Raw genomic sequence first — 26,251 nt, 5'->3', positions numbered from 1 at the left:
TATTGTGGCTTCGACTACGCTCAGCCACCGTTACGATTCTTTTTAACAAGCTATTTCGACTACGCTCAGCCACCGTTACGATTTTTTTAATTAGCTGTTTCGACTACGCTCAGCCACCGTTACGATTCTTTTTAACAAGCTGTTTCGACCCCGCTCAGCTACCAGAGGCAGAATTCGGTAACTGAGCGTAGTCGAAGTTATATTTTTTCTGCTATTCTTAAAATGTCACCAAATACACCTCTTGCCGTTACAGCGGCACCCGCACCAGCTCCCTGAATCACCAATGGATGTTCTCCGTAGGATTCTGTGTAAATCTCAATAATGGAATCGGAACCTTTTACCTGGCCCAATGCGCTTTCTTTGGGCACAGAGACCAGTTTCACTTCCAAAATTCCTTTGTCCTGCTGCAAATCTCCGTGCAGATCACCCACATAGCGAAGCACGTGACCAGATTCTTGGCTCTCCTTGATTTCCTCATACATTTTATCCATCTCCCCGATTCGTTCCATGAACTTTTCAAAATCCAAGGTTTGTAACTCTTCGGGTATCAGGTTTTGCACGTCTATGTCCGAAAACTCGTTCTGAAGGTCCAATTCCCTGGCCAAGATCAACAATTTCCTTCCCACATCGTTGCCCGATAGGTCTTCTCTTGGGTCAGGTTCGGTAAACCCACTTTGCATGGCTTCCTTTACAATTTCTGAAAAGGAAACGTCCTTCTCGGAAAAAGTGTTGAAAATATAACTCAACGATCCCGAGAAAACTCCTTTGATTCGGGTGATGTTCTCCCCCGAGAGATGCAATAGTTTGATGGTATCGATCAACGGTAGCCCTGCACCCACATTGGTCTCGTAGAGGTATTGTTTTTGATTTTTATCCAAGCACCTTCGAACCGATTTGTATTTCTCAAAACTCAACGTATTGGCGATTTTGTTCGATGAAACCAAATCAAAACCGTGCCCGATCAAAGGTTCGTACTGCTCCACAAATGTTTTGCTGGCCGTATTGTCCACAGCGATCAAGTTTTCCAAATGATGCTTTTTGGCAAATGCGGTAATGTCCTCAATTTGATAGGGCTGACCTTCGTTTTCCAAACGTTCCTTCCAATCAGCGCCTACTCCTGTGGCATCCAGAAGCACCTTTCGCGAGTTTGCTACGGCAAACACTTTTAAATCGATGCTTTTTCGGTTCTCAATACTATTTTTTGAATCCAAGATCTGACTGATCAAAGTGCCCCCAACATTTCCGTGGCCAAATAGTGCCAGGTTGATTTTCTTCGCGATTCCAAAAATTTGTCCGTGGATCACATTGATGGCCTTGTTCAAATCCGATTTCTTCACCACCATACTCACGTTCTTCCCTGTGACGGTATTGTTGAACAGCAATGGAGTAATCTGGTTCTTGGCCAATGCATTGAAGGGCTTATGGAAACTGCTCAAATCCATTCCCACAATGGAGATTACGGAAACATCCTTGACCACCGAAATTTGGTTGATATCCTTTGATGAATAATCCGTTTCAAATTCTTGGTCAAGCACTTTTTTGGCCTTGTCGGCCTTGCTCACATCCACCACCAGACCGATGCCTCTTTCCGAAGATCCCTGCGACACGATACCCACACTGATGCCATTAAGACCAAGAGCTCTAAAAATCCGCATATCCACACCGACTTTACCGAGCAATCCCCTACCCTCCAAATTGATCAAGGCCATATTTTCCAGCACCGAAAGGGATTTAATGCCGCCATTGTCCGTTTTTGGACCTATCAAAGTGCCTTCGTTGTCATCGTTGAAAGTGTTGCAGATGCGCAACGGAATATTTTTCTCTATCAATGGAATTATGGTCTTCGCATGCAATATATTGGCCCCAAAATTGGCCAACTCGTTGGCCTCACCGTACGATATGACATCAATCAACTTTGCATCGGCCACCAAATCTGGATTGGCGGTAAAAATGCCATCGACATGGGTGTAATTGATCAACTCGCCAGCATCCAAAAAGTTGGCCAGCAAAGCAGCGGAATAATTACTGCCGTTCCTGCCCAAAGTGGTGGTTGAGCCATCACGATTGGAACCAATAAACCCAGTGACAATAGGAATGGTATTCTTTTCCAATTCATGGAAATATCGAAGCACATTTTCTTTGGATGTTCCTTGGTCCACCTCGGCATTGCTGAAATTGTCATCCGTAGTGATCAATTTTCTGGAATCCAAAAGCTTTGCTTGCAATCCAGAGGCATTCAGGGCTGCCGTTACATATTTGGCGGACAACAGTTCCCCGAAGGACAATACCTCATCTTTGGTCTTGAGACTGTAATCACCCGTTAAGGAAACCCCGTTCAATATTTTTTCGATGGCGGACAGTTCTTCATCAATATCTACACCATCAAAATTATTTTTTTGATAGTCCGCGAACTTTTTCAAATCAGCTTTAAAATCAACTCCTTTGGCCGCTTTCTCCAACAGATTTTCCAATTGGTCGGTCGCTTTGCCCCGAGCAGATACCACTACGGCAAAGTGCTCTTCTTCCTCATACCTTTTACGGATGATGTTCAAAACGCGCTCAATGCCTTCACCGTTTGCTAGAGACTTTCCTCCGAACTTCAATATCTTGATACGTTCGGTATTCTTTTGAAAAACGGTCTCCAACAATTTTTCCAATTGTTCAAACTCCATCAAAAAGGCATCATGACCATGCACGGATTGCACTTCACCATAGGTGACATTGGTATTGGCCTGGGCCAACCGTTTAAAGGTCTCCTTATTTTCTTCTGCTGTAAAAAATAGGTCGGAATTGACCCCGATGATATGGATTTTGGTATCACTTTCTTGCAATGCCTTGAAGGCTTCCTCTCCATTTCTCGTAATGTCGATGGATTTTAGAAGCTGGTTCATCAATTTATAGGCGGACAATTGGAAACGCTCCTGTAATTTTTTGCCATGATGCATCAACCAGGACTCCACGTTGAACACCTTGAGTTCTTCATTGGTGCTCCGCTTAAATCTTTCTTTGAAGGATTCTGGTGTACGATAGCAAAGCATGGCATGCATGCGGGCATCGTGTACGGGTTGCTTGGAGTTGACCAAGAACTGCTCCTGAATCTGACAGTTCGCAATCAACCAATCCGTGGATTTCCAATCGGATGCCACAGGAATCAAATGTTCCGTAATTTTTGGATTGATGGCCGTCATTTCCCAAGCAATTCCACCTCCCAAGGAACCACCGATGATGGCGAAGAGTTTATCAATCTCCAATTCCTTCAATCCCCAAAGAAATATTCTGGCGATATCCCCAGCTACAAAATCTTTATAATTTTCGATAATGAATCCATCAAAACCATTTCCTGGAATATTGAAGGACAAAATCGTATACTTCTCGGTGTCGATACATTTTCCGTCACCGATCAAATCGGACCACCATCCATCTTTCCCTGCCACGTTGGAATTACCCGTAAGCGCGTGGTTCACCAAAATAATGGGTGCCGTATGCAAGGGTTTTCCAAAAACTTGGTACGACAGCTTTATCTCTTGAACGGAACCGCTCAATGTCTTAAAATCCGATATGGCCAAATGCCTTAAATCCATATATGCAATAATAGACCCTGTGGGTCAACAATTAATAAATAGTAAGGTTATAAGAAAGAGGGGCAGAAACTACCTGTGATGTTATCTATTCCCACTTGGGATAGAATGTAGCACCTTCATGACGGGAGTCAAGGGTTGCTAAGGCTTCAACGGGTCTATTCCCTCCACCTTTCTTGATAACTGACAATACATGTTTGAACTTCGTGGGACAAATATACTGATGGAAAGATTGATTTTCCTAATCTTTTGGAAAATTTTCATTAATCAGCTCGCCTCGCGAAGTTCAATTTTTTATTTCAACACCGTAAACTCAATATTGGAATCGGTGAAAACGGTATGGGTCTGTGTCTTAAAATCTGATTCGTCAGCCTTAAAGATGTTGTCCACATAGGTTTGTGGGTTCAAATCGATGAGCGGGAACCACGTACTCTGCACCTGAATCTGCAACTTATGCCCTTTTTTGATGGTATGGAACACATCCTGTAGCTTGATGTCCACATCGGTCTTTTGATTGGGCACAAAAGGTTCTGGGTCGGAGAAACTGTTTCGGAATCGACCGCGTAGCACTTCGCTGCGAACCATTAAGTGATAATTGCTCATTTTAAGATGGTCCTGCATTTCTTCATTGGTTTCTGCATCGGCTGGGTGCACGTCGATTACTTTTACGATCCAATCGGCCGCTGTACCTGTTGTGGCCACTTTTAAATGGGCCAAAATATCCCCTGCCAAGGTCAGGTCTTCTTCCATCACATCGGTTTCAAAAACCAATACATCGGAACGACGCGCTGCGAAGCGCTGATCGTCCGTCATGTATTTTCTCGGGGTGAAAACGGTCTTCACATCTTCCGAATACGGAACTGGTTTTTTTACATTGCTCACGAACTGAATTCCAGTAATTTCTTTGGGTTCCGAAGTGAGCTCTTGGTCATCGGATAAATACATGGTCTGTTTGGCCGCATTTTCTGGAGGCCATGCATCATATTTTTTCCATTCTTTTTTACCAGTGTCAAACACGTAAGCTTCGGGAAGACCAGAATCCATATCACCCTCACCCTTCAAAAAGTGGTTAAAGAACTTGGTCTCGATTTCTTTCTGGAAAAACAACGAAATGGAATCCCCAAAATAGTAGTTGCCCACTACATTACGGACTTTATCCCGAGCCCAACCACCATGGTCCCATGGTCCAAATACCATGGTATTGTAGTTGTCTTCATTATATTTTTCAATATTCTTGTACGTTTCCAATGGGCCATATAAATCCTCCGCATCAAACCAACCGCCTACAACCATAGTGGCCACACTGCTCTTCACATCTTTCAAATGCTGGATCAAGCCTTTGCTCTGCCACATGGCATCATAATTCGGGTGTTCTTTGAGTTCGTTCCAAAAGAAATCATCGGTTACTCCCTCTGGACGCATGGTGGGCGTATCGGCCGTTTCATATTCAAAAAAGTAATCCAGGTTCTTCAACGGCCCTGCATCCAAGAAGAACTGATACTGATCTTCTGTTGGCAGGTTTGGAAGCGTGTACCATGCCGTATCAATAGGTTGGTCTCCATTGGGGCGAGGGGTTCCAAAGAGTGAAGTAGCCCTGAAATAGCTCAACAAATAAGCGCCGTTGTGGTGGAAATCATCAAAAAAGAAATCCCCTATACTGGCCTGAGGGGAAGACGCTTTTAAGGCTGGGTGGGCATCCACGGTGGCGTACGTGGCATAATACCCTGGGTAAGATATCCCCCAGATTCCCACATTGCCATTGTTGTTTTCCACGTTGTTTACCAACCATTCAATGGTGTCGTAGGTATCCGAACTTTCATCCACTTGTTCATCCGAGGTCTTGTTAGGAATGTAGGCCCTCATATTTTCGTAATGTCCTTCGCTAAGCCATCTTCCCCTCACATCTTGGTACACGATAATGTTCCCTTCTTTCATCAAATGTTCGTTCGGGCCTATTTTTGTCCTGAAATTCCCCTCACCATAAGGCTGGGAACTGTAAGGGGTCCGCTGCATGATAATCGGGTACTTTTTGGAAGTATCCTTGGGTGAATAAATGGTCGTATGCAAGGTAATTCCGTCCCTCATTTCAATGTCCACCTCTTTTTTGGTGTAATTGTCTGCCACGTAGGTATCCATCTCTTGGACCTCGGTCTTGACGGTTTTTTTACAACTGACGGCCACCGTCAACGTTAAAAGACTTAAAAACAGGATTTTAATGGAACTTCTCATTTCACTCTTTTTTGATTAGCTAAAGCTACTAAAGTTCACGGGAGTATGCCAATAAAAAAAGGAGCCTCATGAAAGCTCCTTTATCATTTTATTTTTGATGAATCAAAGTCCAAAGGTGGCCTTCACCTTGTCCACCATATCCAATTTTTCCCAAGTGAAGAGTTCCACTTCTTTTTCAATACGACCATTATAGGGTGATTCAAAAACCTTGGTCACGGTTCTGGGTTGTTTGCCCAAATGACCGTAGGCGGCCGTTTCTAAATAAATGGGGTTACGCAACTTTAGGCGTTCCTCGATGGCAAAAGGTCGCATGTCAAACAGTTCGGATGCCTTTTTTGCTATCTCGCCATCAGTCATATTAACGTTGGAAGATTTATAAGTATCGACAAAAATGGATGTAGGCTCCACGACACCAATGGCGTAGCTCACCTGCACTAAAATCTCATTGGCCACACCCGCAGCAACCAAGTTCTTGGCCATATGGCGCGCAGCGTATGCAGCACTACGATCAACCTTGCTCGGATCCTTTCCACTAAAGGCACCTCCTCCATGGGCTCCTTTTCCACCATAGGTATCCACAATTATCTTTCTTCCGGTAAGGCCCGCATCTCCATGTGGCCCGCCTATCACAAATTTTCCTGTTGGGTTGATGTGATATTTGATATTATCGGTAAACAATTTTTGAATACTCTCGGGCATCAATTTTTTTACCTCTGGAATCAGAATATTAACGATATCCTCCTTGATTTTGGCCAGCATTACGTCATCCTCGTCAAACTCATCATGCTGGGTGGAGACCACAATGGTATCAATCCGTTGCGGAACATTGTCATCGGAATACTCAATGGTAACTTGAGCTTTGGCATCGGGACGTAAATAAGGAATCCTTTTACCTTCCCTTCTTAAATCAGCCAACACCTCCAAGATCTTATGGGAAATATCCAACGCCAAGGGCATATAGTTATGCGTCTCAGTGGTAGCATAACCGAACATCATACCTTGGTCGCCAGCACCTTGCTCTTCTTTTGAACCACGGTCAACACCCTGGTTAATGTCCTGTGATTGTTCGTGGATCAAGGAAATTACCCCGCAGGAATCTCCACTGAATTTATATTCACCTTTGGTGTAGCCGATCGTATTGATCACATCCCGTGCAATACTCTGCAAATCTACATAGGTATGGCTCTTTACCTCTCCTGCCAACACTACCTGTCCTGTGGTCACTAAAGTTTCACAGGCCACTTTGCTCTCAGGGTCAAAGGCCAAAAAATTATCCAACAATGCATCACTGATCTGATCCGCAATCTTGTCCGGATGTCCCTCACTAACGGATTCTGATGTAAATAAATACGCCATTATACTTATATATTTTAATAAAGATTTGACAGAAGGGGCTCTAGAAGTCTACATCCTTTCGGGACGCCCGTATGCGGTACGGTGAAACTGCTTTAGCATTTTTTGATCCTGATTTTCATTCAGGAAAAGAGGTTGCAATCAGTCAAATCTTTCCTCATTTTGAAGGGCAAAAGTACATAATTGGTTGATATTTCAAAACTTTGTTTTTAGAGCGACCCATCAAAGTCCATTGAACTAGTTTTTTTTCTCTAAGAGGATATACTTTGTATATTGCGACGATTTCATTCCCTTGGTACAAACACAAAAAACACTGACATCTTATGCATATTGCTGTGGCAGGCAACATCGGGGCCGGCAAAACTACGTTGACCAATTTACTTGCAAAACATTACAAGTGGGAGGCCCATTTTGAAGATGTGGTGGACAACCCGTATCTAGACGATTTTTATACCCAGATGGAGCGATGGAGTTTCAACCTTCAAATTTACTTTTTGAACAGTAGGTACCGTCAAATTTTAAAGATCAGGGAAAGTGGCAAAAGTGTAATCCAGGACCGTACCATTTATGAGGACGCCCATATTTTTGCCCCTAACCTCCACGCGATGGGACTCATGACCAATCGGGATTATGAAAATTACAAAGGGCTCTTTGAACTGATGGAATCCTTGGTGCAACCGCCGGATTTAATGATATACCTACGCAGTTCCATCCCCAATTTGGTCAATCAAATCCATAAACGCGGGCGTGAGTACGAAAACTCAATCTCCATTGACTACTTGAGCCGCCTGAACGAGCGCTATGAAGCTTGGGTAAACACCTACAAAAAGGGCAAATTGCTCATCTTTGATGTGGACAACCTTGATTTTGTGGACAATCCCGAAGATTTAGGGGAGGTTATCAACCGAATTGACGGGGAAATCCATGGATTGTTTGAATAAAACAGAACTTTATATTTGTTTTTAATCAAGAATTTAAAAATGCAGAAAATTGAAACTTAAAATTGAATTGTTTCCGTTTTTTTAAGTTCATCAAGTATTTTCCCAAAGGATTTGGTGTATTTTGCTTGATTTATATTCTTCTTATATGAATTGGATTAATATCCATTTCAACAGAATAATAAATAATAAAGAAAACCTGATACCATGAATTCAGATATTTTAAAACTTTACAAGCAATTGGAAAGTATGGAACAAACCAAGGAGGTTATCCAATTGCAAAATCAAATCAAGGAAACCCTGTACCAAAATCTACGAACCCACTTTTTGGAGTATGTAAGTATTGGTCGCATCATCGGTTATGATGAATTACAAGAGGAGTTAAAAAAGGCATTGGAACTTCTGGAACTTCAGAAATGATAAAGAAACATTTTGCTCAACCCATCATGAAAACTGCATTCCCTTTTAGATTTTCCGTTCTTCTTTTTTACTTCTTTTTACAATTTACCGTAACCGCCCAGCAATTGGTCAAAGTCTCTCCCGATGAGGTGGGGATGTCCACCTCCCGCTTGGAGACATTGTCCAAAACATTCGAGGAATATATAAATGATAATGAATTGCCCGGTGCCGTGATCTTGGTAGCACGAAAAGGCAAGATTGCCTATTTTGAATCTTTTGGAAAAAACGACCTGGAAAACAATGTTCCCATGACGAAAAATTCCATCTTTAGGATTGCCTCCCAAACCAAGGCCATTGTAAGCACAGGAATAATGATGTTGCAAGAAAAAGGCAACTTATTGATCACAGATCCCGTTGGAAAATATATCCCCGAGTTCATGGAAACCACGGTAGCCGTTCGCAAGGATGATGGTTCTTATGATATTGTACCCGCCAATAGACCGATAACCATTCGGGACTTGCTCACACATACCTCTGGTGTGTCCTATGGAGAGGGCATTGCTGCCGATTTATGGAAAAAAGCTGGAATACAAGGCTGGTATTTTGCCGATAGGGATGAGCCCATATTGGCCACCGTAAAAAGAATGGCAAAACTACCTTTTGAATCGCAGCCCGGCGAAGCGTTTGTTTACGGCTATAACACCGATATTTTGGGTGCAGTTATCGAAGTGGCATCGGGAAAATCATTGGATGTTTTTTTAAAGGAGAACATTCTTGACCCATTGGGCATGAACGACACCCATTTTTATCTACCAAAAGAGAAGACCGAACGATTGGCTACAGTATATTCCTCTACCGAAAATGGTCTGGTGCGTGCACCAAATCCTGGGGGTATGGTAGGGCAAGGAGCTTATGTCAACGGACCGCAAAAAAGTTTTTCAGGCGGAGCAGGGTTGTTGAGCACGGCTTCGGACTACGCCAAATTCCTTCAAATGATGTTGAACAAAGGCGCTTTCAACGGAAAACAGCTTCTTTCCCCAAAAACCGTTGAACTTATGACTGTAGACCATTTGGGCGGGGCCACTTTTCCTTGGGCAGGTGGCACTGGTTTTGGTTTGGGCTTTTCTGTTGTAGAAGATTTGGGAGATAGAGGCCTTCTCGGGTCGGTCGGTGAATATGGTTGGGGCGGAGCTTACCATTCCAACTACTGGGTAGACCCCGAGGAGGAAATGTTGGTGGTCTACTTTACCCAACTGATTCCTTCAGGCGACATTGACGATCATGGAAAATTAAGGGCTTTGGTCTATCAAACATTGATGGATTAACCATATGTCGACATTTCCCTCGATCAAATAGCCTGTTCACTCATTGGCGTTTTATTTCGGTCCATTTTCAAAGTAGCTTACCATAGCTATTAACTACGCCTGTACAGGCCAAAAATTTGAAAATTATGGAACCAAAAAAAAATCCACAACTTGATTTGAGACGAAACAGCCTTCTCTACTTTTTTGTAGGAATGACACTGGTACTTTTGATGGCCTATTTGGCGTTGGAATGGAAAACCTATCATCAAGATGATTCTTGGGACATTGGCAACCTAAAGGTTGATGAAGAATTGATTGAAGACGCTACCATTCTTAAATTAAAATTACCGGACCCTCCCAAGCCCAAAATCCAGACCCCTCCGAAAATTGAAATCAAGGATAATGATGAGAAGATAGAGGAAACTGTGATAGAAGCTTCTGATACTAATCAGGATACCGAAATTGCCAAAGTTGAAGATGTTGCTGTGGCGGAAGACGATATTCCAGAGGAGATACCGTTTATTTTGATTGAGAACGCCCCCATTTTTCCTGGTTGTGAAAATGAAAAGGATGAAAAAACCAAAAGGGCATGCTTCCAAGAACAAATGCTAAAACATATTCGGAAGAATTTCAGGTATCCCGAAGTTGCCCAAGAAATGGGACTTGAAGGTCGGGTAAGTGTAATTTTTACAGTGCAAACGGACGGGAGCATCGGGAATATCAGACTTCGTGGACCACATGAAAGCCTTGAAAAAGAAGCAGCCCGAATCATCTCTAAGTTACCAAGGTTGATCCCAGGAAAACAGCGTGGCACAGCGGTTAAGGTGCCCTACTCCATTCCCATTACATTCAAATTAAATTGATCATGACTTTTCGGGTAAGCTTAAAAATGCCAGCTTTCGGGCCATAACCATATAATAAGCAGTCCAGAGCAAATAGAGATTCCAAAACAAACTGCAATTAGTTTGGCCAATCTTTTTGTACCTAAAGCTGCTGCCATTACACCCTTGAACAATAAATTGGATAACGTAGCCAAAAGAATCAGTTTCCAGCCCAATGACGTATCCAAGCCTCCTCCTTTGATCAATTGGGAGAGGGAAAGGGTGATGGCATCCACATCGGTGAGGCCACTAATAATAGCCACTGCATAGAGAGCGTTGTTACCGAACTCTTCTTTGGTAAAAGCTACGGCCAACAAAATAAATCCGTACAGCAATCCAAAAATCAAGGCGCTTTTGAATTGGGCTGGATTTTCAGGTTCTGGCATGGTATCATCCTTTTCTTCTTTATTAATGAGATAAAATAGAACAATACTAATGATCAATAAAACCAAAAACTCAACCATCAGGGGTAAAATTATTTGAGGTAAATTTTCAGGTATTACAACACCTACCTCTACTAGCACCCTCACCAATGAAATGGCAGAGGCTACGGTTATTATAAATGTCGCGATTTTATTAATGGATTTGACCTTAGAGGTCTTTCTTGCATAACTTATTGTGGTGGCCGTACTACTGATCATACCTCCTAAAATCCCATTGGAAACAATACCGGCCTTCTTCCCCACAAACTTGTAGATAAAATATCCGGTTACACTAATTCCGACAATGAGCACCACCATCAACCAAATATTGTTCGGATTAAGCACATCAAGGGGACCATAGGTTTCATTGGGCAGAATAGGTAGAATTATCAACGAAATTCCCACAAAGGTCATAATGGCAGAAATGTCCTTTTTCTTCAGCCTATCAATAATCCCATGCATTTTATCCTTGATATAGAGAAGTATGGCCATTGCACCACCAACAATGATGGCTATAACCTGATTGCCCAGTACGAGATATGCTCCAAGGGCGAACATGAGCAGAGCTGCCACCTCAGTGGTCTGTCCTACATCGGCTTCATCGAATTTTTTAAGTTTTACAACATTTGCCATGACAAGCAGTGCTGCTATTGCGATACCAAAAGTTGGGAGGATAAACGGATTATCGAAATCACGGGTCATAAAACCGGTCACGGTACCCAGCACACCAATAAGTGTAAAGGTGCGTATCCCTGCCATTTTATTGTCAGTACGCTCCCGTTGTAACCCTACCAGCAGACCCAAGCCAAAGGCTATCCCTAAAGTAGTTAAGTCCGAATAATCCATTATCCAAAATTTAATTGGGTTAAGGAAAATTCATAAACGTTTTCAAACTTTTTTTTAACTCAAATAAAAAAACCACGCCGTTTGGCGTGGTTTTTTCAGCTTCATTATCGTAAAGCGAGAGCTAATTCTTTGCCTCAGCACTCTTGTATTCTTGTATCTTTTTTTCCAATTCTTCTTTGGTATCGGCCATAAGCTCCTCAGTATCTTCAACTACCTCTCCGTTAATATTGGAACTTGTGGTAACAATGGCTTTGTATGTCCCATCTTCCGTGTTGCTGATTTCGACCCTAATTTGTTTTTCAATGGTTTTGGTCTCTTTCATCCCATCCTCGGAAATTGTAATCATGGTGCCATCCGCCCTTACCATACTCATTTCATCCGCAGGGGAAAGACTCACCAAGCTTGGCGCTATTACCAAAGCCACTACGGACATCAATTTAAGCAAAATATTTAAAGAAGGGCCGGAAGTATCTTTAAAAGGATCACCTACGGTATCACCTACCACTGCGGCTTTATGTGCGTCGCTACCTTTACGTCCTTCACTTTCGATGGTCTTTTTGGCATTGTCCCATGCACCACCAGCGTTGGATTGGAATATGGCCATAAGCACACCAGCGGTGGTCACCCCTGCCAAAAGTCCGCCCAACATCTCAGCGCCGCCTATAAAACCAATCGCCACAGGAACGGCAATGGCCAACAATCCCGGCAATACCATTTCTTTTATAGAAGCCTGTGTTGAAATGGCCACACACTTTTCATATTCTGCCAAACCATCGGCAGCATCAAATATCTTTCTGTCCTCGGCAGATGCTTTCGAAATATCGGAATCATATTTTCGCATCACCTCCAAGGCCGCTTTCAACTGTGGAATATCCCTGAACTGTCGACGCACCTCTTCAATCATGGCCATGGCAGCCCTACCTACGGCATTCATGGATAGTGCCGAAAATACGAATGGCAACATACCTCCAAGCAGGAGTCCGGCCATAATATCGGGTTGGGATACATCAATTGAGGTAACCCCGGCCGTTTTCATAAAGGCTGCAAAAAGCGCCAATGCGGTCAATGCTGCGGACGCAATGGCGAATCCTTTACCGATTGCTGCGGTAGTGTTTCCTACAGCATCCAATTTGTCCGTTCTTTCTCGAACTTCACTGGGAAGTTCCGCCATTTCGGCGATACCACCTGCGTTGTCCGAAATAGGTCCGTAGGCATCAACAGCCAATTGAATACCTGTATTGGCCAACATTCCCACTGCGGCGATTGCAATTCCGTACAATCCTGCAAAATGATGGGAAACCAATATGGCCGCTGCAATCAATATAATTGGAATAGCTGTGGACATCATTCCTACTCCAAGACCGGCAATGATATTGGTTGCCGCTCCAGTTTCTGACTGTCGCACTATGGAATTCACAGGCTTTGTTCCGGTTCCTGTATAATATTCTGTTACTTTTCCGACTAGAAGTCCAGCTACCAGACCAGCAATAGTTGCCCAGAATACTCCCATGGAAGTAAATTCCTTTCCTCCTTCGACCCAAGATTCGGGCAGCATTCCTGTAATTATGAAATAGGAAGCGATCAACATCAAACCTGCTGATCCAAATTCACCAATATTCAAGGCTGTCTGAGGGTTACCACCATCCTTTACCCTTACAAAAAAGGTACCTATAATGGACATCACGATTCCGACTTCAGCCAATGCCAAAGGCAAGTATACGGCCCCAAGGCCATCGAACGCATTTTGGAATTCGGGCAACCCAGCAAATACGGCGCCCAATACCATTGTACCAATAATGGAACCTACGTAAGATTCAAAAAGGTCAGCTCCCATACCGGCAACGTCCCCAACATTGTCACCAACATTGTCCGCGATGGTTGCAGGGTTCAAAGGGTGGTCCTCGGGAATTCCCGCTTCGACCTTACCGACCAAATCGGCACCCACATCGGCTGCCTTGGTGTAGATACCTCCGCCCACACGGGCAAATAAAGCTATAGATGAAGCACCAAGAGAGAAACCGGAGAGCACGTTCAATACTTCGGCGATTTCCCAACCTTGACCACTATAGATCATGAAGAGTCCGCTCAGCCCCAACACTCCGAGACCGACCACACCGAGGCCCATGACTGCCCCACCTGCGAAGGCTACTTCGAGCGCTTTGCCCAATGATGTTCTTGCTGCATTGGTCGTGCGAACGTTGGCTTTGGTAGCAACCTTCATTCCGATAAACCCGGCAAGGGCGGAACATATAGCTCCAACGATAAAGGAAACTGCCACCATACCATTGGAGCCAACTTCGTTACTTCCTTTAAAGAAGAGCAGAACGGCTACACAAACCACAAAAATGCTCAATATTTTATACTCGGCCTTTAAGAAGGACATTGCACCATCTGCAATGTTTTTGGCTATTCTTGCCATTTTTTCGGTACCGACCTCTTGTTTGGAAATCCACATGTTCTTGATGAATACATAAAGAAGGCCCAAGACACCAAATACGGGCAAAAATTTTACGATTAAATCCATAGGTTAGATAGTTTAGAATTTTTTAATGCTCGCTAATGTAGTAAAATACGAAGTAATAAAAAAAATGCGCCTTTAATTATTAAAAGCGCATTTTTTTAAAGTTATATTTATGTAATCTATATGGTATATTCCCTTCTTTTTTTGTGGTCGCTATCTTCGTAGCGTTGAACACACTCATGATAGATTTGTATGGCTTCATTCACATCTCCCCAGCCCCCGGTATCTACCTTCTTCTCTTCCAAGTCTTTATACACTTGAAAAAAGTGTTCGATCTCTTTGAGACGGTGCGGGTTCAATTCACTGATATCGTCCCTTTTACTCCAAATTGGGTCGGAGACCGGAACGCATATAATCTTTTCGTCAGGACCTTTTTCATCTGTCATATGGAATACCCCAACAGGCTTTACTTCCACAACGACCATGGGGTACGTGGGCTCGGTACAAAGAACCAGAACATCCAACGGGTCGCCATCCAAAGCCAATGTCTCTGGAATAAACCCATAATCGCCAGGATACATCATTGAAGAAAATAACGTTCGATCGAATCGAATTTTGTTGAGGGTAAAATCGTATTCATACTTATTTCTACTTCCTTTTGGAATTTCCACAAGTACATCAAAGGTAATACGTGGTTTTTTTGCCATGTTAATGATATATTTATTCTGCAAAAATAACCAGTACAACTGGAATAGCCCGCATAAATTGGACTGTTTCGTATGAATTAAAAATTAAATCCAAAGGTTCCTGTGATTCCAAATGCCCTTGCATCCGGATTTTGGAGATAGTTCCCCCTAAAGTTAAAGTCTATGCGAAGAATTTTGAAGATGTTCCCAACACCAAACGAATATTCCCAATAGATCTGGTCATCGGGTGCCATTAAAGGGATATTTGTAGGTGCACTCAGGGCAATATTTTCTTCGGACAGTTGCCCCCAGGCCCCTCTTACCCCAACAATTTCCCTTAGATTCAGCTTACGTAACAATGGAATCCGTGAAAACAAACGTCCGTTGAAGTTGTGTTCCAGATGCACGGTGGCATAGGTATCGGTCACAAATTCGTAAAAATCCAGATTGGGAAAAACATTGTACAGGGAAAACAGTGTCTGGTTGCCTGGGATTACGCTCAACAATCCCAAAGGCACGGCACCAAAGGTCTTGCCGAGTTCCACACTGCTGGTCAACCTGCCATAACCTCCAATTTGCCACGGCTGCTGATAGGAAAATTGAATTTTTTCATAATCAAAATCACTTTCCAGAAAACCATCCACACCTTTGGTGTATTTTAAAACCAAGGTGCTATAATCGTCATTGATATTGGAACGCTCCACACCATAACCTATAGTCCGCTTTCCTGGGGTATAGATCAAAGTTGTGCTAAGATCGAACTGTTTTATTTCAGAGGAGATGCCCATAGGTGAATCGGGATCTACGTAATCCAAACTGAATGCTTCGGGCAATGCAGAACTGAGCGTTCTAAACGACCCGCCAACATCAATTCTGAAATTCTTTATCGGTTCCATTTCCACGCTCAAGGTGGAAAGGTTGATATTGGTCAAACGGTTATTGGAACCCACGGTTACCAGGGATGAGGAGGCTATGCTCCTTCCCATGACATCGTTGGTGCTGGTCAAGCTTAATCCCAACTGTTCGATATCCCTTCGGTTTCCTCCCGAAACGATGAGCCTGTTCTTTCGATCGAGCAAGAACTTGCCCGAAAAACCATGTTTAAATTTTTTGTCTTTAAAGCCATAGGCCATGTATCCTTCCAATCGCCATAGATCGTTTTGGCCAAAATAGGTCCTTGCGCCACCTCTGAGTCTTATTCCCTCTGCATCATTATAACCAAAAGTGCTGTAAATGTCGCCGATATCAACATTCCATTTATCGATTTCGACGTAACCCGACCCTAGAATACTGACAATGTCGTAGTAGGTTCGGAACTTGGGCACTGTTTTTAAGGTATCCAATAATTTGAAAATTCCCGATTCGTCCTCGTTCAAACGCTCTAGACGGGCATTTTCCCAAAAAATACTATCCTGCGAGAACACCCGTGGGTCGTAGGGATCCGATACGGCCTTGTAAAAATCTTCGGACCGTGGATTGTTAAAGTTATAGTTATCAAAAACGGTGGTTCGTTTGCCATAAACACCTCGGGATTCCTCTTTTTTGGAGAAACTGAAATCGCTCAGCATGTAATCACGCTTCAGCAAAAAGACCGAATCACTGACCACCTCAAAATCCTGCTCAATGTAAATTTCCTTTACCCAGTTGATATTGGCACTTTTGGTAACCTGAAGATTGATTTTTTTGATGGCAAAGGTGGTATCGTTTACCCAAAAATCCCCTTTAAAGGTGAGTTCGTTCTTTCGTCTGGGGTAATATATAATGTTGTAGCACCACTTGTTATCGATAAAAGTACTGTCCGACAATACATAATTATACACATCGATGCCCGTTTTGGACAATGGACTGGTAAAACTCTTATCGAAAAATTTGAGGTAGTTATTGTAAATGTCGTAATCGGAATAGAGGTCCTCTACAAACGCGGTTATGGCCTGATTGCCACTGAAACCGGAGTTTTTATTGCCCAAAACATCTTCTTTCTCCTTGTCCATGATATTATCGCCATACACTTTGGAAAAAGTTTCGTTCAAAAATATAGGCAGATACGTTTTTCCAGTGATACGGGAAGTATCCAGATCTTCGAACATAAATTCCAATCCTTTGAACAACTTACTTTTTATCAGGGCGCTGTCAATGGTATTGAGGTCAAATTCAATTTTCTCATACTTATCGTATTGGTATTGCTTGAATTTGCGGACACCGTTTTCCCGTTTCTTGGCCCATATTTTTCGGAGAATATCAATAGCGGGATTGTTCTTTTTGGATTGCTTTCCGGTATAGACCACCACTTCTTGAAGCTGCTCGGTAGACTCCGTTAGCACAATTTCCATTCCGTAGGTCACCTTTTGTCCAAGGGGGATCTCAATGGTCTCATAGCCGATAAAGGATACCTTGATGGCATCATAGGTCTCGTCGGACTCCATATAAAAGTGACCATTGTCGTTAGTAATGGTTCCTTCGGAAGAGTTTACAAAAATAATATTGGCAAAGGCAATCGGCATTCCGGTGTCATCGGAAACTACACCTTCGATTTTCGTCTGTGCTGTGATACAGGTAATAAATAATAGAAAAAAAACGGAAAGGATTCTTTTCATAGGCAGATGTAAGGGACATAAGGAATAAACATACAGATTCATCCCCATTTAACGTTAGGTCAAATTTGGTTCAAACTAATTTGTAATCAAAACATATTCCCTAAAAAAGCCCCATCAACAATGTTGACGGGGCTAATATAACTTTACAAATATGATTCTAGAGCTTATATAACACTTTCTTAACAGCTTTAATGACATCTTCATGATTGGGTAACCACTCAGCCAAAAGTACTGGAGAATATGGTGCGGGGGTATCCGCAGTGTTCAATTTTACGATTGGGGCATCCAAATAATCAAATGCTTTGTCCTGAACGTGGTAAATAATTTCGGTGGCCACATTTCCAAAAGGCCAAGCCTCTTCCAAAATCACCATTCTGTTGGTCTTTTTTACAGAAGTCAAAATAGCTTCATGGTCCATAGGACGAACTGTCCTCAAATCGATGATCTCGCAGCTTATCCCTTCTTTTTCCAATTCATCCGCCGCCTTGTAAGCTTCTTTGATGATTTTTCCAAAGGAAACAATGGTCACATCTGTACCTTCTCTTTTGATGTCTGCCACTCCCAATGGAATGGTGTACTCTCCTTCGGGCACCTCACCCTTGTCACCGTACATTTGCTCTGATTCCATAAAAATTACAGGGTCATCATCACGGATTGCGGATTTCAACAAACCTTTTGCATCCGCTGGGTTCGATGGAACCACCACTTTAAGTCCAGGAGTGTTTGCAAACCAGCTTTCAAAAGCTTGGGAGTGCGTAGCGGCCAACTGTCCCGCAGAAGCCGTAGGGCCTCTAAATACGATCGGGCAATTGAACTGCCCACCGGACATTTGACGGATTTTGGCGGCGTTGTTTATAATTTGATCAATTCCCACCAAGGAGAAATTGAATGTCATGAATTCTATAATGGGCCTGTTGCCGTTCATTGCGGAACCTACCCCTATACCGGCAAAGCCAAGTTCTGAAATTGGGGTGTCCAAAACGCGCTCTGGCCCGAATTCGTCCAACATGCCTTTTGAGGCCTTGTAAGCACCATTGTACTCGGCAACCTCTTCACCCATTAAATAAATGGTATCATCCCTTCGCATTTCTTCGGACATAGCCTCGGCTATTGCCTCCCTAAACTGTAATGTTTTCATTGAATCGTACTAAATATTTATAGTCTGCCTAAAAGCGCTAGCAAAAATAGCAAAAACTAGCCGAAACTTACTTGGGCTAAAACTAAAAAAAAGAACAAAATTTATTATGCATGCATAATAAATTTCGGATTTTATAACTATATTTGGAGATATAAACCCAAAGTATATATGAAGATTTTAGTTTGCATTAGCAACGTACCGGATACTACTTCCAAAATCAATTTTACGGAAGGAAATACCCAGTTTGACACAAACGGGGTTCAATTTGTTATCAATCCTAATGATGAGTTCGGACTTACTAGGGCCATGTGGTTCAAGGAAAAACAAGGCGCCGAGGTACATGTGGCCACGGTAGGCGGCCCTCAGACCGAACCTACGATCAGAAAAGCTTTGGCCATTGGGGCCGATGAGGCCATTAGGGTGGATGCCGAACCAAAGGACGGTTTTTTTGTTGCCACACAACTGGCAGAAGTCATCAAAAATGGAGGGTACGACCTCATCATTGCCGGAAGGGAATCCATAGACTACAATGGCGGCATGGTGCCGGGTATATTGGCCACTTTGCTGGACATGAACTTTGTAAATACCTGTATAGGTTTGGAAATAGATGGAACCAATGCAACCGCAGTTCGTGAAATTGATGGTGGTAAAGAAAAAATAAGCACTTCGCTCCCATTGGTAATCGGTGGACAGAAAGGTTTGGTAGAGGAAAGCGACCTTCGCATTCCCAATATGAGGGGAATCATGATGGCACGTAAAAAGTCATTGAATATCGTGGAACCTGTTGAAGCGCCCCAACCGACCCAAGATCAAAAATTTGAAAAACCTGCGGCCAAAGGACCGGTTAAACTGGTCGATTCCGGCAATGTTGGAGAATTGGTCGAACTACTGCACAACGAAGCAAAAGTTATCTAAACAAGATTAAGAAATTATGTCAGTATTAGTATATACAGAATCCCTTAAGGGAAAATTCAAAAAAAATGCATTTGAAGTGGCCTCTTACGCACATAAAGTGGCCCAAGATTTAGGGACTACGGTTACGGCGGTTACTTTTAATTCCGATAACGACGACTCATTGGGAACTTATGGCGTATCCAAGGTCCTAAAGATTACCGATGATTCCCTGGGCACCTTCAACGCTAAGGCCTATGCCGATGCATTGGCCCAAGCGGCCCAAGCGGAGGATGCAAAAGTAATTATATTGAGTTCCAGCGCGGACAGCAAATTTTTGGCCCCCATCCTTACGGCCAAACTAAATGCCGGCTATGTGCCCAATGTTGTTGCGGCGCCCGAGAGCACTTCGCCCTTCGTGGTCAAGCGAACCGCTTTCAGTAACAAAGGGTTTGCCATGACCGAGGTTTCCTCGGACATCAAAATCATCGGTTTATCCAGTAACGCATTCGGGGTAGTGGAAAATAACGTTTCCGCTTCAGTAGGGGAATTTAGCCCATCCTTCGGCGACAATGCCTTTAGTGTGAAATCCGTGGAGGTTGATCGCGTGGTGGGCAAAGCCACCATTGCAGACGCCGACATTGTGGTATCCGGAGGTCGCGGACTCAAAGGACCTGAAAACTGGGAAATGATCGAGAAATTGGCCGATGTTCTGGGAGCGGCAACAGCTTGTTCCAAGCCAGTTTCCGATATGGGCTGGAGACCGCACAGCGAGCACGTAGGGCAAACTGGAAAACCGGTTGCGAGCAATCTTTACATTGCCATCGGAATCTCCGGGGCCATTCAACATTTGGCCGGAATCAATGCTTCCAAAGTAAAAGTGGTCATCAACAATGATCCCGAAGCGCCTTTCTTTAAGGCCGCTGATTACGGAATTGTAGGGGATGCCTTCGAAGTAGTGCCAGAACTCATCGAAAAATTAAAGGAATTTAAAGCCCAAAACGCTTAATTTTTTGTTAATTTGCCCATTGCAAGGGGCTGTTCAGATATCTGACAAAGTCACTTATTTGAACGGCCTTTTTGCTTTAGGAGGAGATATATGAGTTTAGTACGATTAAAAATCAAGGGTATTTCATACAGCCAAACACAAAATGGCGCATATGCCCTTATTTTAAATGAAGAGGAAGGAGACAGAAAACTTCCCATTGTAATCGGCGCATTTGAGGCACAGTCCATTGCCATTGCACTGGAAAAGGAGATAAAACCGCCCAGACCCTTGACCCATGACCTGTTCAAGAATTTTGCGGACAGGTTCCAGATTGTTGTCAAGCAAGTCATCATCCATAAATTGGTAGATGGCGTGTTTTATTCCAGTATTATCTGTGAGCGCGATAATCACGAAGAGATCATCGATGCCAGGACCAGCGATGCCATTGCCTTGGCACTAAGGTTCAATGCCCCAATTTTTACCTATAAAACTATTTTGGACAAAGCCGGGATATTCCTAAAATTCTCTTCCAAAGAAAAGGAAGAGGACGAGGACGACAGCATTATGGTCGACGAAATCCTGCAAGAAGGAGAAGCTGTTGAGATAGAATCGGGGTCGGATGCACATGGATACCGGGAAATGTCCTTGCAGGAGCTACATGCCGAATTGGATAAGGCGGTGGCCAGCGAGGATTACGAAAAGGCAGCCAAATTAAGGGATGAAATTTCCAAGCGCAAATAAACCAAGTACATGGCGAAAAAGACCCTAGGTTTACTGATACTTCTATTCATTTGTTCGGTCGCTTTCGGCCAAAATTCATTGCCCGCAGACTCCCTTAACGTTGCTATTGGTTCCACGATTACGGAAACCGTTACCCAACAGGACACGGCAGAGATCATACCCAACCAAGGGTTTACCTTTATCACCTTTTTACGTGGTGCCCTCGGGATGGCGGTGCTTATTCTGATATCATTTTTGTTCAGTTCCAACAGAAAGGCCATCAACTGGAAAACCGTCGGAATAGGACTTTCACTGCAAGTGCTGATAGCCATTGGGGTCCTCAAAGTCCCTTTTGTACAATATATTTTTGAACAAGTCGGAAGCGTTTTCGTCAGCATATTGGATTTTACCCGTGCCGGAAGCCAGTTTCTCTTTGAGGGACTCGTGGTCGACATGGATACCTTTGGCTACATATTCGCTTTTCAAGTATTGCCCACCATTATATTTTTCTCGGCGTTGACCTCGGTACTTTATTATTTGGGAGTGATTCAAGTCGTGGTAAAATGGATGGCATGGCTGCTTTCCAAAAGTTTGGGCATATCGGGAGCGGAAAGCCTTTCCGTGGCAGGTAATATCTTTCTCGGACAGACCGAAGCACCCCTGCTCATCAAAGCCTATTTGGAAAAAATGAACAAGTCCGAGATCCTCTTGGTCATGGTAGGTGGCATGGCCACCGTTGCTGGAGCCGTTTTGGCAGCTTACATTGGGTTTTTAGGAGGAGATGACCCAGAACTTCGCTTGGTCTTCGCCAAACACCTTTTGGCTGCATCCGTAATGGCCGCACCAGGAGCAATCGTTATTTCAAAAATATTGTATCCACAGACCGAGAAGGTCAACACCGATGTGGAGGTGTCTTCCGAAAAAATAGGCGCCAACATTCTGGATGCCATTGCCAACGGAACTACCGAAGGCCTTAAACTTGCTTTGAACGTCGGGGCCATGCTTTTGGTTTTTGTGGCTTTTATTGCCATGATCAACGGAATCTTGGGCTGGGTCGGTGATATTACTGCGATCAATAGTTGGATTGCTGCCAATTCACCTTACACGGAATTCTCATTGGAGGCCATCCTGGGAACCATATTTGCACCGCTCATGTGGCTTATCGGTGTTGCCAATGAGGATGTGATGCTTATGGGCCAGTTGCTAGGGATCAAACTAGCAGCTAGTGAGTTTGTCGGGTACATTCAATTGGCCGATCTTAAAAATGTGGCAAGCGGAGTGCACTTCACTTACAACAAATCCGTAATCATGGCCACCTACATGCTCTGTGGCTTTGCCAACTTTGCCTCCATCGGTATTCAAATTGGAGGTATAGGGTCATTGGCGCCCGGTCAACGTAAAGTACTTTCCTCTTTTGGAATGAAGGCGGTTTTGGGCGGGTCATTGGCCTCATTGTTGTCCGCGACCATTGCTGGGACGATTTTAGGATAGTCAGGAGAAAGGCTATTGGTAAAAAGGTAAAAGGTTTTGGGTAAAGGATGAAAGGTCCTTTTAGCAGTCAGGAGAATAAAATATAGAATTCAACCTCAAAGTTTATAAACGTACATAGTTATGAGAAACTTTAGAGAGTTGAATGTTTGGAAAGATGGAAGGGTTTTAGTGAAAGAGACATACAAGCTTACCCAATTTATCCCAGATTCTGAACGATTTGGATTGATTCCACAAATTCAAAGAAGCGTTATTTCCATTCCAGCCAACATTGCCGAAGGGTGCAGTAAGCATTCCCAAAAAGATTTTGTTCGATTCCTTCAAATCAGTTTAGGTTCGGCGTATGAACTCGAATCACATATTATACTTTGTGAAGATTTAGAATTTCTCACTCCTGAAAAAGCAGAATCCGCTATCCAAAACATTCAAAAACTGCAAAGAGGCATGGCGTCCCTGATAAAATATATCAGGTCAAACCATTGACCCTTTACCCTTAACCCTTTTACCATTACCCTTCACCTCCTCACAGTTAATAAACTCTTCATAAGTCTTTTGCCTTTTTGTTTCCAAAAAACACTTATTGAAGTAATTTCGATGGATTGATTTTTTGTCATATCGAGCTGTTAACCTGAGCGTAGTCGAAGGGATGTCGAGATGACCAAAGTTTAATCGGATAAGATTTCTCGATACAATTTTCCGCTAGCGGAAAACCACTCGAAATGACATTAGTAACGGAACAGACAGCATGAAACAGTACCACGACCTTTTAAAGCACGTATTGGAGCACGGGAACCAAAAAGGGGACCGCACGGGAACAGGAACCTTGAGCGTTTTTGGCTACCAGATGCGGTTCGACCTTTCCGAAGGATTCCCCATGGTAACGACCAAAAAACTGCACCTCAAATCCATCATCCATGAATTGTTATGGTTTTTAAAGGGGGACACCAATATTGCCTATTTGCAGGAGAACGGCGTGCGTATCTGGAACGAATGGGCGGACGAAAACGGCGACCTTGGTCCTGTGTACGGACACCAATGGCGGAATTGGAACAGCGAGGAAATCGACCAGATCAAGGAAGTTATCGAAACCTTGAAGAACAACCCCAATAGCCGTAGAATGTTGGTTTCCGCTTGGAACCCCAGCGTGCTGCCCGATACATCGGTATCGTTTTCCGAAAATGTGGCGAACGGTAAGGCCGCACTCCCACCCTGCCATGCCTTTTTCCAGTTTTATGTGGCGGATGGCAAACTTTCTTGCCAATTGTACCAGCGTAGTGCGGACATCTTTTTGGGAGTGCCGTTCAACATTGCGTCCTACGCTCTGTTTACCATGATGATGGCCCAAGTTTGTGGCTATCAACCGGGAGACTTTATCCACACCTTTGGTGACGCCCATATTTATAACAATCACATGGAGCAAGTGGAACTGCAATTGAGCCGTGACCCGCGCCCCTTGCCCACCATGAAATTGAACCCCGAAGTAAAGGATATTTTTGACTTTACCTTTGATGATTTTGAGCTATTGAACTATGACCCACATCCTCATATTAAGGGGGTGGTTGCGGTGTGAATTTAATGGGAAGTAATTTGAAAAGACACAATTAACTTGCATTAATGCACTATTGATTCTTATTTATTGAAAAATACAGTTTGGTTTAAACTGAAATCCTTTACAACTGATGAAATGTGAATATAAAGAGATGACACGAGAAGTGTTTATGCAATTCTTTCGCGATGACGAAAAGCTGAACACTCTTACTGTGGATGACAGAGTTGAGATTTTCATGCATATATTACCTGGAGGTTCTGATATAACGAAAAGTCTTTTGAACGAATTAATCTGTGATTACCAAGTTCATAACCTAAAAATAAGCCAAATTAAATAATGACAAATTCAGGTGTTTGGACAAGAGAAAAACAATTGCAGCATTTAATGTTTACTGTAAAATTCCATTCATATAGTAACAATACAGATCCTAAAATAATCAAATATGCCAGTATTATAGGTCGTTAACCATGCGCATTGAACATGAAGGTTGACAATTTTGGCTGAATAGATCCTGAACAACTGACCACATCCGCATCTCAAAGGAGTGGTTGCGATATTGAACTCATAGTGTTAATTAGTTTTTCATAGATTTGAGGACATAGCTAGAGTTACTTTTAGTAATTTGGGTTGTATATAAAACCTCATATGAAACCTCCTAAATGGCATCGAGATGAAATCATTCTCGCTCTCGACCTATATCACAATATTGAGTCAAGAGAAATGGACAGTAAAAACCCCAAAGTAATTGCTGTTTCCGAAATACTAAACAAACTTCCAATCCACAAAGAAAGAATAGACAGCACGAAGTTTAGAAATCCAAATGGCGTATCCATGAAACTAAACAACTTTAAGGCAATTGACCCAAAATATGAGGGCAAAGGAATGGATAGATATAGCAAGTTGGATGAAAAAATTTTCTTTGAATTTGAAGATGATGTAAATGGGTTACATAGAATCGCAAATCAAATAAAAAATACTGTTTCCAATTCAGAATTGACAGGAAACTTGTACCAAATTGATAATTACGAAGAAGATGACGAGCCAGAAGTAAAAGAAGGTAAAGTAATCTATAAATTACACAAGTATCGAGAACGCAATTCAAAGCTCAACAAAAAGAAAAAAGATGGCTATTTAAAAATTCATGGAAAATTGGATTGTGAAGTATGTGGATTTGATTTCTTTAAAATGTATGGTGAATTGGGAGAGGGATTTATAGAATGTCATCACAAAAAACCATTATCCGAAATAGAAGCAGAAACAATTACTAAAATGAATGATTTAGCTTTGGTCTGCGCCAATTGTCATAGAATGCTACACCGTAAACTAGACACTCTTAGTATTAGCGAATTAAAGAAACTAATTAAAATACGGCACTAGTTTGAGCCTAATGGCCCCTGCTACCGCGAGCCTCTTGGCTCGTGCCAATCACAACTCTTCAACACCGTACTTATACCCCGCAAAGCAGCGGCCACATTTTGGATTTCCCTTCTCAAAAAGACTCCTTCTTCCAAATAAAAAAGCATGTCAATTCCCAACTCCAATTCTTTGGCCAGATCTAAAGGAGATGCATAAGCATCTTCAAACAAGTCCAAAAATTTTCTCTCGCTTTCGGTCATGATTCAAATGTAATCTACTCAAATAAATAAAGTGTCATAACAAATTATGACCTCAGTTTACCAAAACCAATACATATACCAAAAGCCGAATGGTCATGCTGAACTGGTTTCAGCATCTCATTAGTCACTATAAAAATTCGTGAGACCCTGAAACAGGTTCAGGGTGACGC

At 42.9% G+C, this 26,251-nt stretch carries 20 protein-coding genes and 1 riboswitch; of the genes, 11 read left to right on the top strand and 9 right to left on the bottom strand.

All coding sequences use genetic code 11. The features are described 5' to 3' along the window. Positions 1-197 precede the first annotated feature (197 nt). The 3 genes from thrA to metK form a co-directional block, all read right to left on the bottom strand. Positions 198-3,581, bottom strand: a complete 3,384-nt coding sequence (thrA, locus tag SD449_RS07340; protein ID WP_318309657.1) for a bifunctional aspartate kinase/homoserine dehydrogenase I — start codon at positions 3,579-3,581, stop codon at positions 198-200. Positions 3,582-3,659: 78 nt separating this feature from the next. Next, positions 3,660-3,764, bottom strand: a riboswitch (SAM riboswitch). 108 nt (positions 3,765-3,872) lie between these two features. After that, positions 3,873-5,807: a CocE/NonD family hydrolase gene (locus SD449_RS07335; protein WP_318309656.1), complete on the bottom strand. Its 1,935-nt coding sequence runs from the start codon at positions 5,805-5,807 to the stop codon at positions 3,873-3,875. Between the two features lie 102 nt (positions 5,808-5,909). Then, complete coding sequence (gene metK / locus SD449_RS07330) at positions 5,910-7,163, bottom strand: methionine adenosyltransferase (RefSeq protein ID WP_318309655.1); 1,254 nt, start codon at positions 7,161-7,163, stop codon at positions 5,910-5,912. A 320-nt stretch (positions 7,164-7,483) separates the two neighbouring features. Here metK and SD449_RS07325 point away from each other — a divergent pair, with 320 nt between their 5' ends. The 4 genes from SD449_RS07325 to SD449_RS07310 all read left to right on the top strand — a co-directional run bounded on the left by SD449_RS07325 (position 7,484) and on the right by SD449_RS07310 (position 10,664). Further along, positions 7,484-8,101, top strand: coding sequence for a deoxynucleoside kinase (locus tag SD449_RS07325; protein WP_207033740.1), 618 nt, complete (start codon positions 7,484-7,486; stop codon positions 8,099-8,101). Between the two features lie 204 nt (positions 8,102-8,305). Continuing rightward, a complete protein-coding gene (locus tag SD449_RS07320; protein WP_166246919.1) occupies positions 8,306-8,518 on the top strand; it encodes a hypothetical protein in 213 nt (70 codons plus the stop codon). A 26-nt stretch (positions 8,519-8,544) separates the two neighbouring features. Then, positions 8,545-9,822 (top strand): serine hydrolase domain-containing protein, encoded by a 1,278-nt coding sequence (locus SD449_RS07315; RefSeq protein ID WP_318309651.1) that lies wholly within the window; start codon positions 8,545-8,547, stop codon positions 9,820-9,822. A 125-nt stretch (positions 9,823-9,947) separates the two neighbouring features. Further along, positions 9,948-10,664, top strand: coding sequence for an energy transducer TonB (locus SD449_RS07310; protein ID WP_318309650.1), 717 nt, complete (start codon positions 9,948-9,950; stop codon positions 10,662-10,664). 20 nt (positions 10,665-10,684) lie between these two features. On the opposite strand, the gene SD449_RS07305 is transcribed toward SD449_RS07310, so the two are convergent. From SD449_RS07305 to SD449_RS07285, 5 genes are all read right to left on the bottom strand, one after another. Further along, on the bottom strand, positions 10,685-11,950 hold the full coding sequence (locus SD449_RS07305) for an MgtC/SapB family protein (protein WP_318309649.1): 1,266 nt from the start codon (positions 11,948-11,950) through the stop codon (positions 10,685-10,687). A 121-nt stretch (positions 11,951-12,071) separates the two neighbouring features. Then, positions 12,072-14,474 (bottom strand): sodium-translocating pyrophosphatase, encoded by a 2,403-nt coding sequence (locus SD449_RS07300; RefSeq protein WP_318309648.1) that lies wholly within the window; start codon positions 14,472-14,474, stop codon positions 12,072-12,074. 116 nt (positions 14,475-14,590) lie between these two features. Then, complete coding sequence (locus tag SD449_RS07295) at positions 14,591-15,118, bottom strand: inorganic diphosphatase (RefSeq protein ID WP_318309646.1); 528 nt, start codon at positions 15,116-15,118, stop codon at positions 14,591-14,593. Between the two features lie 77 nt (positions 15,119-15,195). After that, on the bottom strand, positions 15,196-17,691 hold the full coding sequence (locus tag SD449_RS07290) for a DUF5686 family protein (protein ID WP_318309645.1): 2,496 nt from the start codon (positions 17,689-17,691) through the stop codon (positions 15,196-15,198). A gap of 157 nt (positions 17,692-17,848) precedes the next feature. Continuing rightward, positions 17,849-18,829, bottom strand: coding sequence for a pyruvate dehydrogenase complex E1 component subunit beta (locus SD449_RS07285; RefSeq protein WP_318309643.1), 981 nt, complete (start codon positions 18,827-18,829; stop codon positions 17,849-17,851). 168 nt (positions 18,830-18,997) lie between these two features. Here SD449_RS07285 and SD449_RS07280 point away from each other — a divergent pair, with 168 nt between their 5' ends. The 7 genes from SD449_RS07280 to SD449_RS07250 all read left to right on the top strand — a co-directional run bounded on the left by SD449_RS07280 (position 18,998) and on the right by SD449_RS07250 (position 25,842). Further along, positions 18,998-19,744, top strand: a complete 747-nt coding sequence (locus tag SD449_RS07280; protein ID WP_318309642.1) for an electron transfer flavoprotein subunit beta/FixA family protein — start codon at positions 18,998-19,000, stop codon at positions 19,742-19,744. 16 nt (positions 19,745-19,760) lie between these two features. Continuing rightward, positions 19,761-20,729, top strand: coding sequence for an electron transfer flavoprotein subunit alpha/FixB family protein (locus tag SD449_RS07275; RefSeq protein WP_318309641.1), 969 nt, complete (start codon positions 19,761-19,763; stop codon positions 20,727-20,729). A gap of 90 nt (positions 20,730-20,819) precedes the next feature. Continuing rightward, positions 20,820-21,449, top strand: a complete 630-nt coding sequence (locus SD449_RS07270; protein WP_318309640.1) for a bifunctional nuclease family protein — start codon at positions 20,820-20,822, stop codon at positions 21,447-21,449. A gap of 9 nt (positions 21,450-21,458) precedes the next feature. Continuing rightward, on the top strand, positions 21,459-22,919 hold the full coding sequence (locus tag SD449_RS07265; RefSeq protein ID WP_318309638.1) for a NupC/NupG family nucleoside CNT transporter: 1,461 nt from the start codon (positions 21,459-21,461) through the stop codon (positions 22,917-22,919). Between the two features lie 120 nt (positions 22,920-23,039). Further along, positions 23,040-23,399 carry a four helix bundle protein gene (locus SD449_RS07260; protein ID WP_318309636.1) on the top strand — a complete coding sequence of 120 codons (360 nt, stop codon included), beginning with the start codon at positions 23,040-23,042 and terminating at the stop codon, positions 23,397-23,399. A 262-nt stretch (positions 23,400-23,661) separates the two neighbouring features. After that, positions 23,662-24,486: a thymidylate synthase gene (locus SD449_RS07255; protein WP_318309634.1), complete on the top strand. Its 825-nt coding sequence runs from the start codon at positions 23,662-23,664 to the stop codon at positions 24,484-24,486. Positions 24,487-25,110: 624 nt separating this feature from the next. Continuing rightward, positions 25,111-25,842 carry an HNH endonuclease gene (locus SD449_RS07250; RefSeq protein ID WP_207033762.1) on the top strand — a complete coding sequence of 244 codons (732 nt, stop codon included), beginning with the start codon at positions 25,111-25,113 and terminating at the stop codon, positions 25,840-25,842. A 20-nt stretch (positions 25,843-25,862) separates the two neighbouring features. Here SD449_RS07250 and SD449_RS07245 read toward each other — a convergent pair whose 3' ends face one another. Next, positions 25,863-26,081: a hypothetical protein gene (locus tag SD449_RS07245; protein WP_207033764.1), complete on the bottom strand. Its 219-nt coding sequence runs from the start codon at positions 26,079-26,081 to the stop codon at positions 25,863-25,865. Positions 26,082-26,251 lie beyond the last annotated feature (170 nt).

The sequence above is a fragment of the Flagellimonas crocea genome (assembly GCF_033441595.1).
GTDB classification, from domain to species: Bacteria; Bacteroidota; Bacteroidia; order Flavobacteriales; family Flavobacteriaceae; genus Flagellimonas; species Flagellimonas crocea.
The sequence above is the reverse complement of the archived record's forward strand: the minus strand, read 5'-3'. Positions and strand labels throughout refer to the sequence as shown.

Coding starts and splice junctions, on each gene's coding strand:
- thrA (WP_318309657.1), bottom strand. CDS start 3,581: ATGGATTTAAGGCATTTGGCCATATCGGATTTTAAGACATTGAGCGGT.
- SD449_RS07335 (WP_318309656.1), bottom strand. CDS start 5,807: ATGAGAAGTTCCATTAAAATCCTGTTTTTAAGTCTTTTAACGTTGACG.
- metK (WP_318309655.1), bottom strand. CDS start 7,163: ATGGCGTATTTATTTACATCAGAATCCGTTAGTGAGGGACATCCGGAC.
- SD449_RS07325 (WP_207033740.1), top strand. CDS start 7,484: ATGCATATTGCTGTGGCAGGCAACATCGGGGCCGGCAAAACTACGTTG.
- SD449_RS07320 (WP_166246919.1), top strand. CDS start 8,306: ATGAATTCAGATATTTTAAAACTTTACAAGCAATTGGAAAGTATGGAA.
- SD449_RS07315 (WP_318309651.1), top strand. CDS start 8,545: ATGAAAACTGCATTCCCTTTTAGATTTTCCGTTCTTCTTTTTTACTTC.
- SD449_RS07310 (WP_318309650.1), top strand. CDS start 9,948: ATGGAACCAAAAAAAAATCCACAACTTGATTTGAGACGAAACAGCCTT.
- SD449_RS07305 (WP_318309649.1), bottom strand. CDS start 11,950: ATGGATTATTCGGACTTAACTACTTTAGGGATAGCCTTTGGCTTGGGT.
- SD449_RS07300 (WP_318309648.1), bottom strand. CDS start 14,474: ATGGATTTAATCGTAAAATTTTTGCCCGTATTTGGTGTCTTGGGCCTT.
- SD449_RS07295 (WP_318309646.1), bottom strand. CDS start 15,118: ATGGCAAAAAAACCACGTATTACCTTTGATGTACTTGTGGAAATTCCA.
- SD449_RS07290 (WP_318309645.1), bottom strand. CDS start 17,691: ATGAAAAGAATCCTTTCCGTTTTTTTTCTATTATTTATTACCTGTATC.
- SD449_RS07285 (WP_318309643.1), bottom strand. CDS start 18,829: ATGAAAACATTACAGTTTAGGGAGGCAATAGCCGAGGCTATGTCCGAA.
- SD449_RS07280 (WP_318309642.1), top strand. CDS start 18,998: ATGAAGATTTTAGTTTGCATTAGCAACGTACCGGATACTACTTCCAAA.
- SD449_RS07275 (WP_318309641.1), top strand. CDS start 19,761: ATGTCAGTATTAGTATATACAGAATCCCTTAAGGGAAAATTCAAAAAA.
- SD449_RS07270 (WP_318309640.1), top strand. CDS start 20,820: ATGAGTTTAGTACGATTAAAAATCAAGGGTATTTCATACAGCCAAACA.
- SD449_RS07265 (WP_318309638.1), top strand. CDS start 21,459: ATGGCGAAAAAGACCCTAGGTTTACTGATACTTCTATTCATTTGTTCG.
- SD449_RS07260 (WP_318309636.1), top strand. CDS start 23,040: ATGAGAAACTTTAGAGAGTTGAATGTTTGGAAAGATGGAAGGGTTTTA.
- SD449_RS07255 (WP_318309634.1), top strand. CDS start 23,662: ATGAAACAGTACCACGACCTTTTAAAGCACGTATTGGAGCACGGGAAC.
- SD449_RS07250 (WP_207033762.1), top strand. CDS start 25,111: ATGAAACCTCCTAAATGGCATCGAGATGAAATCATTCTCGCTCTCGAC.
- SD449_RS07245 (WP_207033764.1), bottom strand. CDS start 26,081: ATGACCGAAAGCGAGAGAAAATTTTTGGACTTGTTTGAAGATGCTTAT.